Origin of the sequence: Leptolyngbya sp. PL-A3 (assembly GCF_039962325.1) — a bacterium.
Taxonomy (GTDB): Bacteria; Cyanobacteriota; Cyanobacteriia; order Elainellales; family Elainellaceae; genus Vacuolonema.
The window spans coordinates 46171-63866 of the sequence record NZ_JAMPLB010000039.1 but is presented as its reverse complement, the minus strand read 5'-3'; the positions used below and the strand labels follow the sequence as shown (position 1 = coordinate 63866).

Sequence of the window (17696 nt, the reverse complement as noted above, 5' to 3'; positions counted from 1 at the left end):
CTCTAACTGCTCCAGGCTCTCCGTCACCGTGACTTGAAAAGGACGTCCTGTCATCGCCCATCACCTCAAAGAGGACTCTTCTAGTTTGGCGCAGCTTCATATTTGTTTGGTATCAGGTTAAATAAACAAGTGGGTTAAGCAGAGGGCGATCGCCCAATCCGCTCTGCCGTCCGCAGAATTTGCCCTGCCAGCACCGCTGCCCCAAACCCATTGTCAATATTCACCACACCGATCCCTGCTGCGCAGGAATTCAGCATTGTTAGCAATGGCGCCAACCCTCCGAAACTGGCTCCATAACCCACACTAGTGGGCACTGCAATCACTGGGCAGCTTGCTAAGCCTGCGACTACACTGGGCAACGCTCCTTCCATTCCGGCCACCACGATCAGGACATCCGCCGCTTGCAGCCGGTGACGGTTGCTGAGCAGACGATGAATTCCAGCTACCCCCACATCCCACAACCGCTGCACACGGAATCCTGACAATTCAGCCGTGATAGCGGCTTCTTCCGCTACGGGCAGATCAGCCGTTCCCGCCGAAATCAAGGTGATAGTGCCAGAATGCTGGGGTTTGGGCATCCCTGATGAATCCGTTGGTGACTGGATTAGGGCACAAATACGGGCGGTCGCGAAATAGAGTAAGTCGGGAATTTGCGATCGCACCTGCTGATAGACCTCCGGCTCTATCCGTGTTGCCATAATTACCGGCGTCCGGGGCCGCATGGTGTGAATAATCTGGCTAATCTGCTCCGGAGTTTTCCCAGGTCCCCAGATCACCTCCGGAAAACCCGTTCGCAAAGCCCGATGGTGGTCGATGTTGGCAAAATCTGATACCGGTTCAAAGTCGAGATTCTTGAGCTTGGAGAAAGCCGTTTCGGGACTGACTGCGCCAGATGCAACGGCTTCGAGAAGGTTTTGGAGGGCTTCGGGTTGGGTCACGAGTGAGTGAGTAGATGGGTGGATGGTTGAAGGAGTAGGGGCTTAGGGGTTCACGGAGTGAAGGCGGGTGTCTCAGGTCTATTGTGCCGTGAGTGAGAGGAAATGGTGAATGGGAAGGGAGCGTGCCTTTACCTCAGTTAAGATAAGCTGTTCACTCAAATTCTCTAAAACATCTTCGGGACAAGCTGGATCACCTATTGTTTTACGTGCCTTGTGTACGCAAAAATGGGCTTTCCTAATGGTTGTGCAACGCGCAGCCCTTAGGAAAGCCCTCACCCTCAATCCCGATTAGCAGAAATGTAACAGGTATAAGGGATTGCCTATTCAGGCTCAGGCTCAGTGAGCAACGAGCCTACTACACTAGGCATTCACCCACCATAGCCAGCCTTTTCCTACCCAGGTAATCGCCAACCCTGGATACCTATCCTCAAAAATTACAGAAAAACTAACTTGCCACTATCCCCATCTATCCGCACTGGAACACCCACCGGTAATGCCGCATTAGGGCCATCATGACCAAAAGGCAACTCCGCCACTACCGGGATACCCAGGTCTTCAAGGCGATCGCGCAATACCCCCTCCACCGTAAAGCTGGGAACATTAGGGGGTGGCTCACACTGACTAAAGCGCCCTACAGCAATACCCTTGACCTGTTTCAGTAAGCCAGTCAATCGCCAATGGGTTAACATTCGATCGACGCGGTAGGGTGCTTCTGTCACATCTTCAATGGCGAGGATCACGCCATCCAGATCAGGTTGCAGGGGCGTATGGAGCAGATGGGTCGCTACGGTCAAGTTAGCCGGGAGCAATCGCCCCTCAGCTTGTCCGTTCACCCAGGTTTTGCCCTGGATGGGTAAAAGCGATCCCCCCTCCACCCAGTCAAACAATCGTTGTATTGACCACCCCGGTTCCTTCGCAAGAGTGGTGAGCAATGGCCCATGTACTCCAGAAACACCACATAGACTGAGGCTCCACAGCAAGCTGGTGATATCAGAAAACCCAATCATCCATTTGTTAGGGCGATCGCCCCAATCCCAGGCTTCTAATAACCGCATACTGCCGTAGCCACCTCGGGCACACAGCACTCCCCGGCATGCAGGATCATCCCATGCTTCCTGAAGCTGTCGCCGCCGCTCGTCATCCTTACCGCCCAAGTATCCCCAACGACGGTCAAACCCGTGGGGCACCTCGACTCGAAAGCCGTGGGATCGCCAGATCTCCACGCCTTTGTTGAACATTTCTACCTCTCGCACGGCCCCACTGGGAATGACGACTCGTAGCAGATCGCCCGCTTTCAAGGGCTCAGGTGGCAAACAACGTAGCATAGCCGATGCAGATAACGCTCCGCAGGAGAGGATTCATCCATGAACTATCGCAGAAAGTGTGACCTTTCGTACATGGGTCTTATTACTTTATGGACAAAAAACGAGGGAATCAAGTTTTTTCAGGAATTGTCAGCAATTCTCATTTTGGAATCCAGCCCGAAAACTGCGGGCCTGTAGCGAGTGGTTTTCAGGCTTCAAAGCCGAGAGTTCGCGCCCGTCGGGCGCGAACTCTCGGCTTTGAAGCTCATAATGAGAATTGCTGAAGTCCGCTTCAGAAACGCTGCTGGCTTCTGATATTGTTTGCTTGAGCTTCTTGCTTCCTTTCTTTAGAAACCATAGCCATTGACACGACTAAAGCCAGAAGCAGGCTTAATAGAGATAGACCCAATACTCCAGAAGCTATCTTTAACCGTCGTTCGGCCTTGAAACGTAGCTTATGTGCTTCTTCAAGAGTTTCGGTCGTTTTTTGTGTTTGCTCATCATGGTCCTGACGTTCGGCTAAGGTTGCCTGTTGAACTTCAGATTTTAGGGACAGAGTTTCAGATTGCTCGAATGGCTTCAACAGCCCTTGTCTGCCGGGTGCATATTTTTTACGTATTGCTTCGGCGATGTAGTCATGGATGAGCTGGTAGCGATCATCGGGTTGTTCTGGCAGGTACGTCACAAGACCAGAGCCGGAAAGCATACGTAGCACGTAGTCCAGGGAGTCCTTAAAATGCTTGATTGGGTGAGTGGATAGGTCAGTTGGTGGAGCCGGTAAGGGGAAATCAGCGGTTTCCAGTTCTCGTAGGAGTTCTGGGCGGGTTTTAAGCGGGCGGGTGCCGCGTTCGTCGGTGAGTTCGTAGAGGACGCGGGCTGACAGGGCGGCATATTCCTCGCCACAGTCTTGTACGACTTCTTGAAGGTAGCGGGTGACAAGTTCTTCTTTGGGTTTGGGGCCAAGAGCGTGGTAGTCGGCCAGAGTGTGAATCCCTTCGGTTTCCAGCTGGGTTCCAACGACTTGTAGTTCGATGGGACGAACTTCTTGAAGTTCTCCGGCGAGGTCGTTGACTAACGCGTTGATGAGCTCGGGTTCCAAGTAGAGGCGCGATCGCCTTGTCAAATCCTCAATAATGGCCTTTGCATCGGTGGGGGAAAAGTTGCCCAAACCATACAACACATTGTTGCTGAGAATATCACTGCCGATTGCCCCTAAACCTTTAACCTTATTCGCTTCTAGTAAGTAGTGAATGTAATCCTCGCGAAGTGAAAGAATCACATTAATGAATGGGATCTGTAAACAGTCACCTAAAAATTCGAAAAAACGACGGCGATCGATCGCATTCGGATTTGCAAAGAAGAATTCTTCAAATTGATCAAAGATGAGAATAGGCCGGAGATTCTGGTTGTCACATTCTCTCAACTGCTGGAGAACATAATCTAACATTCGCTTTTGAAGCTCAGGCTGTGAATCTGCTTGAGCATGGTTAGAGGATTTAGCAGAGACAACCGTGAAGAACGCTTGATTGAGAGTTGAGGTAAGTGGTTCTGGTAACTGTGAAGAACGTACAGCAAGAACTTCTGCTGCTTGCACAGATAAATCACCAGTCCAATCCGTATACTTTCGCACCAGTACCACGCGATTCTCACGGGTGCCGATCGCCCGGCCCTTCAGCGTCGGAATCAACCCTGCATTCATCAGCGAACTTTTGCCGACACCGGATGAACCGTGAATCACTGTCAGCTTGAAATCATTACGTCCAATCCGTTCCAACAGCCGTTGTAAATCCAACTGGCGCCCAGATACACGAATTTCTGGAGCCAAGTCGTCAGGATTGTTGGCTTCTGTCAGAAGTCGTGCCTGGGCACCCAGGCGACCTGCTCCCACAAAGGCACGGATCCCGGCGATTTTCTCTACTTCCAGACGAGCTTGTTTTAGCTTAAAAGCATCCAGGTAGCGTTTTTGTTGCCAATACAACTCCCGCAATGCTTCCAGGGTGCGGCAGTAGGTGGTGGGGTGGCCGCGATCGCCCAGCTCCTGTGCTTGTTCTAACAGGGCGATCGCCTCCTCCACGTTGCCCATTTCTGCCTCGGCTCGCGCCTGAAAGGAGAGGTACAAGCCTTCTGGCCAGTGATACGGCCAACCGAGGGGGGCGATCACCTGTAACGCCTGCTGCGCATAGTCCCGAGCCTGAGCCCATTGCTTTCGATCTAGCGCAGCCTCGGCCAGAAAACCATAGGGTTCTCCAGCCCTTGTGGGCATATCGTAGGTCGCATGCAGAGAAATTGCCCGTCGCGACATTTCCTCCAGGGCACCCCAATCCTCCAGTCGACGTAAGGTACGCAGTAATCGCAGGATGATTTTGGCGCTCATGTCAGGGCGATCGCACTGGTCAAACAGCAACACTGCCTCTGTCAGAGAGGCCCGCGCTACTTCCCAATCCGCTTGCTTGTAAGGCAGATAGCTAGTGCGGCGAGCCAGATCAATCTGTTGAAATTGGCAACGGCCCAGAAAAAATAGGGCAAGACCCAGTTTCAAATTGGACAGGGACTGCGGGACGGGCGCATTAGGAGCGACAAGAATAGTGGGGAGGTAAGTGCGGTAGTGGATGATGGTGTTTTGAAAAAATTCAATTGCCGCTTCAAGCGCTTCCAAAGTTGCACTGTTACGGCGGGACAGGTGGCAACCCTGAATAAAGTCCAGATCTGCCTGGAGATCGGCGCGTAGGCCAATGCCCTGATCTTCGAGGAATTGCAGTGCGTTGGGGAGCTCTGAACGTTGCAAGTCGCCCAGGTGAGTGATGCGGCCAATGGCATCGGGCAAATCCTTCTCCTCTGGGTTGAAAGCAGCTTTGAAGATGGCATGACACCCCTGTTCTAGAGATTGCAGAATGGCGAAGGGGGCGATCGCAAACACCGGGGTATCCACCGGAGCCCAACTCTCAAAATTAGGGGCGCGGTTTTTGAAGCCGTTGAACTGGCTGTCGTCCAACCAGAAGACCAGCGGAAAAGCAAAGTTTTTGCGGAACTCCTCCCGCGCTGAATCTGCGGCGGCAAATAGTTTGTCTAAATCACGAACATGCTCAAAACCAATGACCAAAACCGCTTCAGGATCTTGGTCAGTCATTGCTTCCCGAATGGTGGTGTAGAGCTTTTCGGCCTCGTTGGTAAGGGTGACGACCTGGATGCGAACCGGACAGATTTCTTGCAAACGGGTGATCAGATGCGATCGCACATTTCCATAATTGCAACGCGCCAACAGTAGATGAAATTCCCCCACAGACCATTCGATTGTCTGCGCTAACTCCTCCAGGGCTTCGCGGTTGCGAATCTCAATCTCATCCAAAGGCGCGTCATTCATGCCTGTAGCTCTTTAGAGTTCAGCAAAATCGGATTCACATCAAACCACGACTCCCCGCGATCGCGATACTCGAATACCAGCCGACTGCTAATCATCGTCTGATAATCATCATCGCCGCTCACCTTTTTACGTTGACGCACCCGTCGCAAGAGTTCCCATTCTGGATCAGAAATATGCATCGTCATCTCATTGCGGTAAGAACGGATGACATCGTCTAGTTGCGATCGCTTTAATGGCAGGGTTTTCCCTCCCTTTTTAATCCACGCATTCAAGATCCGCAACAGATCCCGTACATGGCCTCCGCTCATGCAACACAGATAATCCAGTGATTCGAGGCTATCAAATATTTGGGTTAGATTGGCAAATCGATCTTTGTCTGTCATACCCGGAAAAGCTCGTGCTAGTACCATCCGTCGCAATAGGCCCAACCCCTCTTCGCAGGGCTGCCCATCCTGAAACTGAACAGGTACCATCGGCAGTACCTTCGGGTCTTCAGGAAAACGTTGGGTGAGCATCCCGTACTGGTTGGAAAACTTCAGTGCCAAGGGCATCGTGTAGACCAAATGGCAGTGCAGATTCTTTAGGCAATCACTCTGGTCAATAAACAAATATTCCTGTTGAGGCCGTCCGTGAGCTTTGGGGCGATTGTCGATGCGATCCAAGTTATCTACAATCACCACCAATCCAACTTTCCCAAGTTGCTTCAGACGGGCGATCGCCGGCTCCAGCAATTCTGTATTGATTGCTTCCACCAGCTTGTTCTTCTGTGGCCCCAGGTAGTTGTTGAGGCGATCGCGTAAGGTCGAATCATTCTTCGCCTTTGCCGTGAGCTTACCAATTCCCAGGGATAGGGAAAACTCGCCATCCCCATTGACGGAAGCTCCCATACCAGCTACTTCCGCCTCTGCACCCACAAATTCAATTTCCGTCGTCAGGATTTTTGCAGCCCCTTGAAGGATGGATTTGAGTCCCTTTGGCTCTGCCAGTTGCAGAGATTCCAGGCTCTGACTAACGCGGCGGGCGATCGCCAGCAAGACATCGCCAATGTCCACATCCGCCATTTCCAGGTCATCATCTGACTCAAAGTAAATGACGTGGAAGCCCTCTTCTTCTAGCTCTTTCTTCAGCCGCAGTAGTTCGGTAGATTTGCCACAACCGATGTGCCCGGTGAATAACGTGCAGGTTGGCGCATTGGGCGAGAAAAAGCTGATGTTGTCCTTCAGTTCCTGGATGATTTGCCCACCGCGCACAGCGGAGAAATCGATGTAGAGTTCGCGATCGCCCGCATTCTCCACATTCAACGTTCGGCTGGGGTTTGTTGCATTGAAAAAATCCCGTACATCCAGCACTGGAAGGGTACCTCAGTGTCATTTTGTTGTGGGAATCATAGCATTTGAGAAATTGAACTGAGCTGCCATACCCAAAGAGACACTGGGAGTTCGCAAAAACTTCCAGTGTCTCTTTGGGTATGGCAACTTTGTTTACTAAGGATTGAGCTGCATTCAATGCTCAATCCTGGAGAGCATTTAGGTGAAGTCTGCCCGAGTGATTTGTCCGACTGTCATGTTTTGCAGCAACAAGAGCTGCTCATCACCACGGGAGATTAACACATCACGCTGGCGTTGTTGAATTGACAGTTGACCAAAGATCAGGCTGCCACCCAGTTTAATGCGGTCCATCCCATCCGCAAAGTCTGTGACTTGATTGAGACCTTCCTTGGGATAAACGATAATCGTGTCGCTACCGGCACCCGTTGTCAGCACATCTAGACCAGGACCGCCATCCATCACGTCATTTCCGTTACCACCTAGAAGAGTGTCATTGCCGATCTGACCGTATAGGTTATCGTTGCCGGTACCGCCGATCAGGGTATCGTCTCCGTTGCCACCGAAGAGGGTATCGTGATCAATTCCACCATCCAGGAGGTCGTTATCGCCATTCCCTTGCAGGTGGTCGTTACCCGCTCCACCGAATAGGTTGTCAGCACCATAGCCACCGAAGAGGGTATCTGTGCCATCTCCACCGTACAGGCGATCGTCATCTCGGTTACCTGCCAGCAGATCGTTCCCGGCCCCGCCCAGCAGAGTGTCAGAGCCCGTTCCGCCAAAAAGGGTGTCGTCATTGTTGCCACCATCGAGGCGATCATTCTCCGTGTCACCGCTCAGGCGATCGCGTCCCTCATCACCCAGTAGGGTGTCAGAGCCCGTTCCGCCCGTGAGGACGTCGTTACCAAGGCCGCCCTCTAGGCGATCGTCCCCTGAACGGCCTAGCAAGCTATCGTTGCCTTCACCGCCGTATAGACGGTCATTATTTTCCTCACCAACTAGTTGATCATCACCACCCAGGCCGTAAATGACATCATCTCCAGCGAGGGAAGAGATCACATCTGCGTTTGCGGTTCCAGTAACGACGTCGTCAAATGGTGTCACACCCCAGGGGAAGACGTTGAATGATAGGGGAGCCGATTCACCACTCATGTTGCCTGCTGCATCAATGGCTCGGCAGGTCAGTGTGTACTGTCCTGCAACCAGTGGGTTTGCGGGCGTAAACGTCCAATGGCCTGTATCGTCTACAGTTGTTGTACCCAGGACAGTTGTTCCACGAAGGATTTGCAGGGTGGCGGAGGCTTCTCCTGTGCCCGTGAAGGTCGGCAAGTTGTTGTACCTGGATGGATCGCCTGTGAAAGCAGGAACCTCTGGGGCCATCGTGTCAATGGTGACCGCTAGAGGAATAGAGGTGGCGGATATATTACCAAAGGTATCCGTTGCCTGTGCCGTGAACGTATAGGTACCTTGGTCGAGGGGCGTGCTGGGTGAGAAGGACCAGTGCCCTGCATCACCGACTACAACAGTTCCCAGGGAGGTTGAACCGTTAAAAATCTCCAAGTTAGAGCCTGCTTCGGCTTCACCACTCAGGTCGGGAGTTGTGTCATTGGTAAATGCAGTTCCGGTGAGGGTGGGAGCTGTGGGGGCTGTTCCATCAATTTCTGCCGTCAACGGGGCAGATGCCTCAGACGTATTGCCAGCCGCATCAGTCGCCTTAGCTGTGAATCTATGGGAGCCATTGTTTAAGGCTGTGCCTGGGGTAAATGACCAGCGGCCATCAGCCGCTACAACCGTACCAAGAGAGACATCTCCATCAAAGATTTCTACCGTTGCACCGCTTTCTGCATCACCGCTTAGGGTAGGGGTCGTATCGTTTGTCCGGGCCGCCCCTGTAAGGGTTGGCACACTGGGAACCGCTACATCAATCATCATCTCTAGAGGAGAGGATGGTTCTGAGACATTTATGAAGCTATCCCTGGATAGGACGATGAAGGTATGCGGCCCTGCTGCCAGTGATTCGGTGGGTGAGAAAGACCAGTGCCCCGTGCTATCGGCTGTCGCGGTGCCAAGAAGTGTGCCGTCCTCAGATAGGCCGCCCTCAAAAATACCGACTACTGCTCCTGCCTCTGCAGTGCCGCTCAGTTCGGGAGTCGTGTCATTGGTTAGAGCTGCTCCCGTCAAGGTTGGTGTCGCAGGGCGAGTACTGTCAATCTGCGTTGTTAAGGAATTGGATGCTTCTGAGATATTTCCAGCCGCATCCGTGACTTTCACTGTGAAGGTATGGTTTCCATCGTTGAGAGCGGCATCAGGGGCAAAGCTCCATTGGCCATCAACGGCAATCACAGTACCAAGGGAGGTATTTCCGTCAAAGATTTCTACCGTAGCCCCAGATTCTGCGTTACCGCTGAGGGTAGGTATGTTGTCGTTGGTTCGTGTGGCGCCTTTGAGAGTGGGGGCAGCGGGGGCAGACACGTCGACCGTGACTGTGAGGGGGATAGAGAAATCTGAGGTATTGTTAAAGCCATCCGTTGCCTTAACCTTAAAGGTATGCGGGCCAGTAGACAGTGCCTCTGTGGGAGAGAAGGACCAGTTACCCGACACATCCGCAACAGTCGAGCCAATCCAGTTATCACCATCAAAAACATTCACTGTAGCTCCGGCTTCTGCTAAGCCGCTAAGTCCAGGTGTGGTGTCGTTGGTATTGGCATTCCCTGAGAGCGTGGGTGCACCCGGAGCCGTTCCATCAATGGAAACGGTTATAAATTCGGAGAAACCTGAAGAGTTACCTGCAAGATCCGTTACTTTGGCTTTAAAGGGATAGGAGCCATCATTCAACCTTTCACTCGGGCTGAAGAACCAGCGGCCAGCTTCATCAGCCGTGGTCGTTCCCAAGGGCATATCACCATCGAAAATTGCTACCGTTGCACCGGGTTCCGTTAACCCCCTGAGTTCGGGAGTTGTATCATTCGTCTCGGCAGAACTTTGGATGGTCGGCGCATTAGGGTTTGTTAGATCAACAGTGAGGAGGAATAGATTGGATGGGCTTGAAGGATTTCCAGCCGCATCTCTTGCTTGAGCCGTAAAAACATGCCCCCCCTCGCTCAAAGTCGTAGTAATAGGGAAGGACCAACTACCGCTTCCACTTGCCGTTACAGTACCCAGCGAACCACCTTGCTCATCAAAGATTTCCACTACGGCATCGGGTTCCGCTAGACCGCTTAGAGCAGGAGTGGTGTCGTTGGTATGAGCCTGACCTGTAAAGACAGGGATTCCAGGAGGAGTCGCATCAATGCTGACATTCAGGGGATTGGATGCAGCAGAGATGTTTCCAGCCGCATCGGCAGCTCGAACGGTAAAGCTATGGAGATTTTGGGACAATGGGGCCAACGGAGTATAAGACCAGTTACCATCCGTAGCGACGACAGAGGCAATATGTGCTCCACCGTCATAAATTCTGACAGTAGACCCCGGTTCTGCTGTACCGCTAAGGGTAGGAGTCGTATCATTGGTCAGCGGCGAACCTGTGATGCTAGGTGCATTGGGAGGCGTTGTATCAATAACACTGCCAGACCCGTCATACAAAGTCCCCGTAAAGTCTAGTAGTCTAACGCGGTGTTCATTTGTGGAACCTCCCGTTCCAGCACCAAAACCCCAGTAGACTGAAGAGGGGTTTGTCCCAAATTGGTTACCTAGCCCACTTTGCGACGACATTGCGACGCCATCAAATGTATAGCTCAGAGTTTGTGTGCTAGCAGTCCAATTGACGACAACGGTATGGTATTGACCATCTTCAATATTACTTAATGTCTTTAGGGTGGATAAATTTTGGGTATTGGTGTCTGGGTCGACAAAGGTTGTGTGATCTGCAGCGGGATCGCCAGTATTTTGAAAAGTGTCAAATTCAATCCCAAAAGCGTTCTGAACACCTGCGATACCTAAGCCTGCGCCAGTAGAACCAATTGCGGATGCACCACGCGGGTCATTATGAAGTACGAAACCAATGCCGTCTGCACCTCTATCATTGGTGCCCAAGTAGACTTCAAATGAAAGGGTCCAGTTGGTGGTAACGTCAATACGGGTTTTAGAAAAGACTGAGCCACTTTGACTTCCTACATCCTCAGTGAGCCGAACTTCATTAGTGCTTAGAGAGGTAGCAGTGCCGTTGAAATTGAAGAGAGTACTAACACCAGGTAATGCCATGAGAGTATCCTTTTATGGGTTGCAAAGTTTGCGATCGCCCTAGAAATGCTGTTACTTATGGGCGGGTGAGCTATTACATCAAGCTGTGAGTTGTACTGAATGTGGCACTGCAGTTAGATGTTGTTGAGGCAGGCACATGTTCTTGTCAGGTCATCAGCTTTTGAGCCATTCTTCAGTTACATTGCCTCTGGCCACAAGGCGGAGGGAAGCATAAGTCATTCCACCTAGGAGGAGACCTACTATCAAGCCGCTGGTGCAATGCCAATGACGCATTGTTAGAAACAGCGTAAGGCAGCTGCAGTGAGCGGCTTCTGGACGGAGTCAGAGCCGAGCAAATCATGCTGGAATTTATTGAATAACTACACTGAAATAGAAAGTCTCGTGGCAAAGCCAGGTGAACCGAGAGTTCACTATCTAGAAGATCCAGATGAGAAGGAATTCGATATGCGATCGCTATCTAAAGAACTACTGAGGACGATCACCACGAGCACCTTTGCGAGAGCATGAAGAAACATTCATTTTTTATGGGTATTACCTAATAAAAAATGAATGTTTCTCAGCACTTTTCAAATAATTTCCGAAGTTGTGTAAGGGTTTGAGAGCCACATTGGGAAATAGGGCAACTGTACGTTACAGAGCATGAAGTGAATGAGTTGGGCATGGCTTAACCAAATAGAATTAGGCATTGAAGAATGCTCTAAATTTTTTGCTGATATAAGCAGTATTTACCTCTTATGCTTCTGTGACATGAGGCTGAGGATTCAGTTTTCTCATGTCTCAGGAGGATGAGAGGAGCGCTGAGCCGCTTAAATTTCAGCAGTGATCTTTCAGAGCAATCTCTACGCTTGTGTAGTTACCCATGAACTTCTCACTTCATTAATATACCCAATGAAACAGCTCGCTCACTGTCAAACTCGATAGCTTTACCAATCCTTTTTCTTTAATTTTATTTCTATTTTAAGCTGAAAAATTTCAGCAATACTTACTTTAAGAAGCAAGGAATTTTTCGGTAAAATCAGGCATTTTAGTAACTTGAAAATGCAAATAGTATGTGTTTTTACGGGCGTTAATTTATTGCTTTAGTGTGTCATAGCTTGTTCAAGCAATATTTTGGATTTTATATTTCTCTAGTATCTTGAGTTAAAGACTTTAAGAAAAATGGCAGCACTTACTCTAAAAAAATAAGGAATTTATCAGTAGAAATTGGCATTCTATCAACTTGAATATTCCAATATTCAGAATTTTTACGCACAATTATTAGGCTGCACCCCAGTTGTGAGAGCCCGATAGGTAATGCCAAACGCACTTATACAATCGGGATACAGCCGTTTGCTAAGGCTGTGCTACCCAACGGGGTCTTCTAGAAATTGGAACGCTCCGACGGCGATCGCCCGTGCCACTGTATTCTGAAACGTAGGATTTGCCAGTCGTGGGGCATCCGCTGCCCCCGTCACAAACCCGGTTTCTACCAACACCGCTGGCATTGTGGTTTGCCTTAACACTAAAAAATTGGCTGTCTTTACACCTCGATTCGTTGTCTCTATCGCCTGTGTAATATTGTTGTGAATCGACTGGGCCAACTCAGCACCTTCGGTAGAATTGGGATAGTGATAGGTTTCAGTCCCATTGACCTCGGGGTGATCACTGCCCGCTGAGTTGGCATGAATGCTGATGAATAGATCAGCCTTAGCCTGTTCTGCGATCGCTACTCGCTCCTCCAATGCGAGCACACGATCATCCTTTCGGGTTAGCAACACTCGGAATTTGAATTCTTGAAGAATGCGAGCGGTTTCAAGCGCAATTGCTAGATTCACGTTTTTTTCAAGCAAATAGTTCAGGCCGATGGAGCCTGTATCCGTACCCCCATGGCCAGGATCGATCACGATTAGCGGCGTAGTGTCCGATGATGAGGTCGGGGTACCCGAATCGGGCGGAGTGGTAGTTGGTGTAACGATGTAAGGTGAGGGGATGGCAGGCGATCGCCCCCAGTACACCAGGGCTTGATATACCATGGCTGAAACCTCGGCGCGGGTGGCTGCCCTTGTGGGATTGAGCTGTGTCACATCAGGGTAGCTAACCACCAGGTTGTTGGCAGTGGCGCTGGCAACGGAGGTATGGGCAACGGAAGGAATGGTGTCGCGATCGCGATATCGCTCGACCAGTGTAGGAGCGCCGGTAGGCAGCTTCAAGCCATTCACCAGAGATAGGATGACCTCAATTCGGAGGATGTTTTGGTCAGGCCGGAAGGTGCCATCGGCGTTGCCTGAAAGTAGCCGTCCTCGGTAGGCTCGTTGAATTGCTGTCGCCGCCCAGTGATTTTCGGGGACATCGCTGAATGGCATCACAGCCCGTTCTGGGACCGGATTGAAAGCATTGACCATGATGGCTGCATACTGTGCCCTCGTAATTGGGCCATCCGGCTGAAAGCGACCATCTTCAAAGCCGCTAATGAAACCCTGGCTGGCCAAACCCCGCACGAAGTCTTCGCCCCAGTGGCTGCGAACATCTGAAAAGGAAACAGCGGCGGCGCTCGGCATGACTATGTAGGGTGAACCGATTGCCCGGGCCTTTCCCGTTGCCACCAAAGCCTGGTAAATCATCACTGCAATTTCCGCGCGAGTGATGTCGATTAGCGGTTCAAAGCGGCTGGGGTCAGGATGATTCACGACCAGACGTTTTTGCGTGGCGATCGCCACAGGTACTGTCGCGTAAGTCGGAATTTCGGCGCGATCGCGATATACATTCAGAGTTTCGGGAGTGCTACCGCTCAGCTCTAATCCGCCGACCAGGGAAACGGTGGCTTGCACACGGGTGAGATTTTGGGTGGGCCGGAAGGTGCCATCGGGAAATCCAACAATGAAACCCATGGCCTCGGCCTTAGCGATCGCCTCCGCCGCCCAGAAGTTGGCAGGCACATCCACAAAACTGGAGCTGGAACGGCGATCGGGTAAGGTGAAAGCACGTGCAATCAGAGCGGCATACTGTGCTCGGTTGATGCTGATTTCGGGTTTAAAGGTGCCATCGGGGTAACCCCCAATCAGGCTCCGTTCTACCAGGGCTCGGATGAAGGGCTCAGCCCAGTGCCCAACGACGTCAGGCAGGGTACCTGGAGAAGGCTGGGTAGGTGGAGGGGTGGTCGGTGGGGGTGGCGTTACGGGTGGTTGTTCGGTCGGGGGAGCCGGAACCGGGCGGGGAATCACGGTACGGATTTGCTCGTTGACTTCGCTAGCCTGAAATTCAACTCCCTGGCTACTGCCACTGATGTTAACGTTAACGCGAGTAGGGCTGAGGTCGTTTCCGACCGATAGCAATGGAGCCGCACTGGCATTACGAACATCTGATTCGCCATTCCGACGGAAAATATTGCCTGCGGGATCTTGAGGTTGTCCTAAATCTGGGACCGCGTTGTTCATGACAACGAGGCCATCAGCCTGGTTTCCCTCTACCTGATTATTCCGCAATACGGGTCGAGCTGAGCCAGAAATGACGATGCCAGCCCGGTTGTTGATAACACGGTTTTCTGTTAGTAGCGGAGCTGCAGTGTCACTAATGGCAATGCCATAGCCGGTCTGCTGAAACAGGTTGCGGCGAAGTTCTCCTTTGCTGTTGCGGGTGAGGGAAATCCCACTGGCTGCATTCCCTTGAAAGGTACTGTCAGTGATGCTTACGTTGGCGTTGCCTGTAGTGAGGATGCCTTCGCGACCGCAGTTAAGGAAGGTGCAGTTGGCGATCGCCCCCGCCCCGTCTTCTACCCAAATTCCAGTGCCACGAGGATTGCGATTTGTCACTGTAATTCCCTGCACTGTTGCCCCATTTCCCATCCGGAGGGCAGTATTCTGCCGTGCAAAGATGGGGCTGAGGAAGTCGCCGCCGCCTTCAAACACGACGCTCTGGCCCCGGTTGGCAAGTTCGCCAAAGATTTGCACTCCCGCTCCAAGTTCCAGAGGAAACGTTTCACCGTTAGCTGCCCCATAGCGTCCCGGCACCAGTCGAATCAACGTGCCTGAAGTTGCCCGCCGTAACGCTCGGGTGAGGGTCTTGTAGGGAGCTGACTGGCTTCCACTGCCGCGATCATCGCCGCTGACCGGGTTAACGTACAGAGTTTGGGTAACAGTAGCCTGAACCATAGCAATCCAAAAATGATGACTCCGTTCCTCTGGCATGATGCCACAGGACTTTCAGAATGGGGCGGTTACTTCATATAGCTTTCTTCACATCGTGCCCTCAGAACTCAGGTCTGAATTGCGATATAGGGTTGGGGTCGCAAAATCAGGGGCTGGTTTTGAGGCAATACTAGGCATCCGAAATGTTTTTTGAGAGGAGTGGGTATACCGACCCCTCTCAAAAACATTTCACAAATCATCAGGACTTATGCATTTATGTTGTAGCTGGGGTGCGAAGCACCCCAGCTACAACATAAATGCTCTAGATATAGCGGACTTGCGTAAGTCCTGATCCTGTAGAAATACTCTTAGTACAGGGCAAAAAATGAAACTCTCTAAAAATGAGATTCTCCCGTTGTGGCGCGTCGCCATCACAATGGGAAAACCCGGTTTTTGGTTTTTAGTAAAGTACAAGGTGTGAGTATGGAATTTCCTGTCAAAACGGAGATTCAATTTTTAATGACTCACTCTACTGTGGGGAAAGAATGATTTTTTAGGTCGGTGCACCATGGGCAAGGAAATCAATGTAGGTTTGGTTGGCTATGGGAGTGCGGCTCGTGTCTTTCATGCGCCTCTGATTCAAGCGGTGCCAGAGCTTCGTCTGAAAACCGTTGTTGAAAGGCACAGTAATGAATCTCAAACTCGCTATCCCGATGTTGAGGTCGTTCGCCACATTGAAACTCTTCTAGAAGATAGCGCGATCGATGTGGTAGTAATTACAACGCCCAATGCATCACATTTTGATCTAGCTCAAAAATCCTTACTAGCCGGGAAACATGTGGTTGTTGAAAAGCCTTTCACAGCTAGCTCAAAGCAGGCACAGGTGCTCATTAAACTAGCTCGTCAGCAAGGCAAAATTATCAGCGTTAATCACAATCGACGATGGGATGGGGATTTCCTAACTGTCAAGAGGTTGTTAGAGAATAAACTCTTAGGCCGTTTAGTCGAGTATGAATCTCACTTTGATCGTTTTAGAAATTATATAAGACCTAACGCCTGGAAGGAAAAGAGCGGGGAAGGAAGCGGCATCCTGTTTGACCTTGGCTCCCACCTAATTGATCAGGCTCAAGTGTTGTTTGGTTTGCCCAGCATGGTTACTGCAGACATTCGTGTACAGCGGGATGGAGGGAGTGCAGATGATAATTTTGAGTTAATCCTGCATTATGACCAGCTAAAGGTCACCCTGAAGGCGGGAATGCTCGTGCGAGAGCCTTGTCCACGGTTTATTCTGCATGGTACAGAGGGGTCATTTATTAAATATGGCTATGACCCTCAAGAAAACGCGTTGAAACAAGGCCATACCCCTTTAGAAGTCGATTGGGGTACAGAACCGAAGGAGCACTGGGGAAACCTCATCACTCAGATTCAGGGCCTGCACTTTGAAGGACATATCGAAACCCTTCCTGGATGCTATCAGGCCTACTATGAAAACCTGGTGCATGCTATGAGTGGGAGAGCTGAACTGGCTGTTGAACCTGAAGAAGCAAGAGATACTATTCGTATTATCGAACTTGCGGTCCAGAGCAATGAGGAAAAACGCACCGTTCCCTGCACCTGGTAACAGAATCTTTGTGACTGCTAACCGTTATACGCTACAACGAGAAGTATCAGAAATGAGCTTTGGCTATGTTCGCTTTATGTACAGTAATCCTCGACTAGCCATCGCCATACGATGTGAAATCCTTTGAATTACTACAGTAAACGATGACGCAAAACGCTGTTGCACAACCCAATTTTAACTACTTAAATAATTTGAGATGAATTATTAGTTTCCTTGAGGCTTCTGTTGAGAAATATACTTCTGTATCAAGCAAGGTTAAATAATTGTGCTGAAAAGTGACGCAAAGTATTACACTACTTTTTACTGTAATACCAAATCAATGTGAAGCTGCACAGAATGAGAGTTGCGGCGGGTACCCGCCCCAACTCTCATTCTGTGCAGCTTCATATAAAAACGGTATAAGTAATGATCAATAGTTAACACGCCGTGATATTAATATTCGAAACTGAAAATACTAAATATTATCTGGTAGTGATTCGTGCTGGATTCACGGGAATACTCAAGGAAAATCAACATTATTACAACTTGTAGACAGGCTAGAGCGTGGCACGGCGGTTTAAGTTCGGTTATAAATTGTTGACCTTCTATGCAATTCCGGTTCTTTTGTCAGGTATATCGGCGATCGCCGTTTACACAACGGTTGAGCGGGTAACAAAGCTATCGGAGGCAGCTCAATCGGAGCAATCGACTATACAAGCCATGAACGAGATGATCTATGGTCTCTCAAGGATGGTGAGAAATGTTCGGGGGCAAGTACTCTTCCCTCAAGATTCAAGCTATTTACAATCTTATAATGAAGGGTTTGTGGCTTTTCAGGAAGAAGCTGATTTCCTGAAAACTACCG

The 17696-nt window shown here is 50.6% G+C and carries 7 protein-coding genes; 1 reads left to right on the top strand and 6 read right to left on the bottom strand.

Translation table 11 applies throughout. The annotated features are described in order from the left end of the window. Positions 1-134: 134 nt before the first annotated feature. From larB to NDI52_RS23620, 6 genes are all read right to left on the bottom strand, one after another. Entirely contained in the window at positions 135-938 is an 804-nt protein-coding gene (gene larB, locus NDI52_RS23645) for a nickel pincer cofactor biosynthesis protein LarB (RefSeq protein WP_190771496.1), read from the bottom strand. Positions 939-1372: 434 nt separating this feature from the next. Then, the gene (locus NDI52_RS23640) at positions 1373-2263 is read right to left on the bottom strand and encodes an LD-carboxypeptidase (RefSeq protein WP_190771495.1); all 891 of its coding nucleotides are present in this window, start codon (positions 2261-2263) and stop codon (positions 1373-1375) included. 271 nt (positions 2264-2534) lie between these two features. Next, positions 2535-5603 (bottom strand): tetratricopeptide repeat protein, encoded by a 3069-nt coding sequence (locus NDI52_RS23635; RefSeq protein ID WP_190771494.1) that lies wholly within the window; start codon positions 5601-5603, stop codon positions 2535-2537. Beyond that, positions 5600-6952: a P-loop NTPase fold protein gene (locus NDI52_RS23630; protein WP_190771493.1), complete on the bottom strand. Its 1353-nt coding sequence runs from the start codon at positions 6950-6952 to the stop codon at positions 5600-5602. The genes NDI52_RS23635 and NDI52_RS23630 overlap by 4 nt, the downstream gene beginning before the upstream one ends. A 177-nt stretch (positions 6953-7129) precedes the next feature. Then, positions 7130-11128, bottom strand: coding sequence for an Ig-like domain-containing protein (locus NDI52_RS23625; RefSeq protein ID WP_190771492.1), 3999 nt, complete (start codon positions 11126-11128; stop codon positions 7130-7132). A gap of 1343 nt (positions 11129-12471) precedes the next feature. Beyond that, complete coding sequence (locus NDI52_RS23620; RefSeq protein ID WP_190771491.1) at positions 12472-15255, bottom strand: S-layer homology domain-containing protein; 2784 nt, start codon at positions 15253-15255, stop codon at positions 12472-12474. A gap of 544 nt (positions 15256-15799) precedes the next feature. Here NDI52_RS23620 and NDI52_RS23615 point away from each other — a divergent pair. Beyond that, positions 15800-16852 (top strand): oxidoreductase, encoded by a 1053-nt coding sequence (locus NDI52_RS23615; protein WP_190771490.1) that lies wholly within the window; start codon positions 15800-15802, stop codon positions 16850-16852. Positions 16853-17696 lie beyond the last annotated feature (844 nt).

Coding starts and splice junctions, on each gene's coding strand:
- NDI52_RS23620 (WP_190771491.1), bottom strand. CDS start 15,255: ATGGTTCAGGCTACTGTTACCCAAACTCTGTACGTTAACCCGGTCAGC.
- NDI52_RS23635 (WP_190771494.1), bottom strand. CDS start 5,603: ATGAATGACGCGCCTTTGGATGAGATTGAGATTCGCAACCGCGAAGCC.
- NDI52_RS23615 (WP_190771490.1), top strand. CDS start 15,800: ATGGGCAAGGAAATCAATGTAGGTTTGGTTGGCTATGGGAGTGCGGCT.
- NDI52_RS23640 (WP_190771495.1), bottom strand. CDS start 2,263: ATGCTACGTTGTTTGCCACCTGAGCCCTTGAAAGCGGGCGATCTGCTA.
- NDI52_RS23625 (WP_190771492.1), bottom strand. CDS start 11,128: ATGGCATTACCTGGTGTTAGTACTCTCTTCAATTTCAACGGCACTGCT.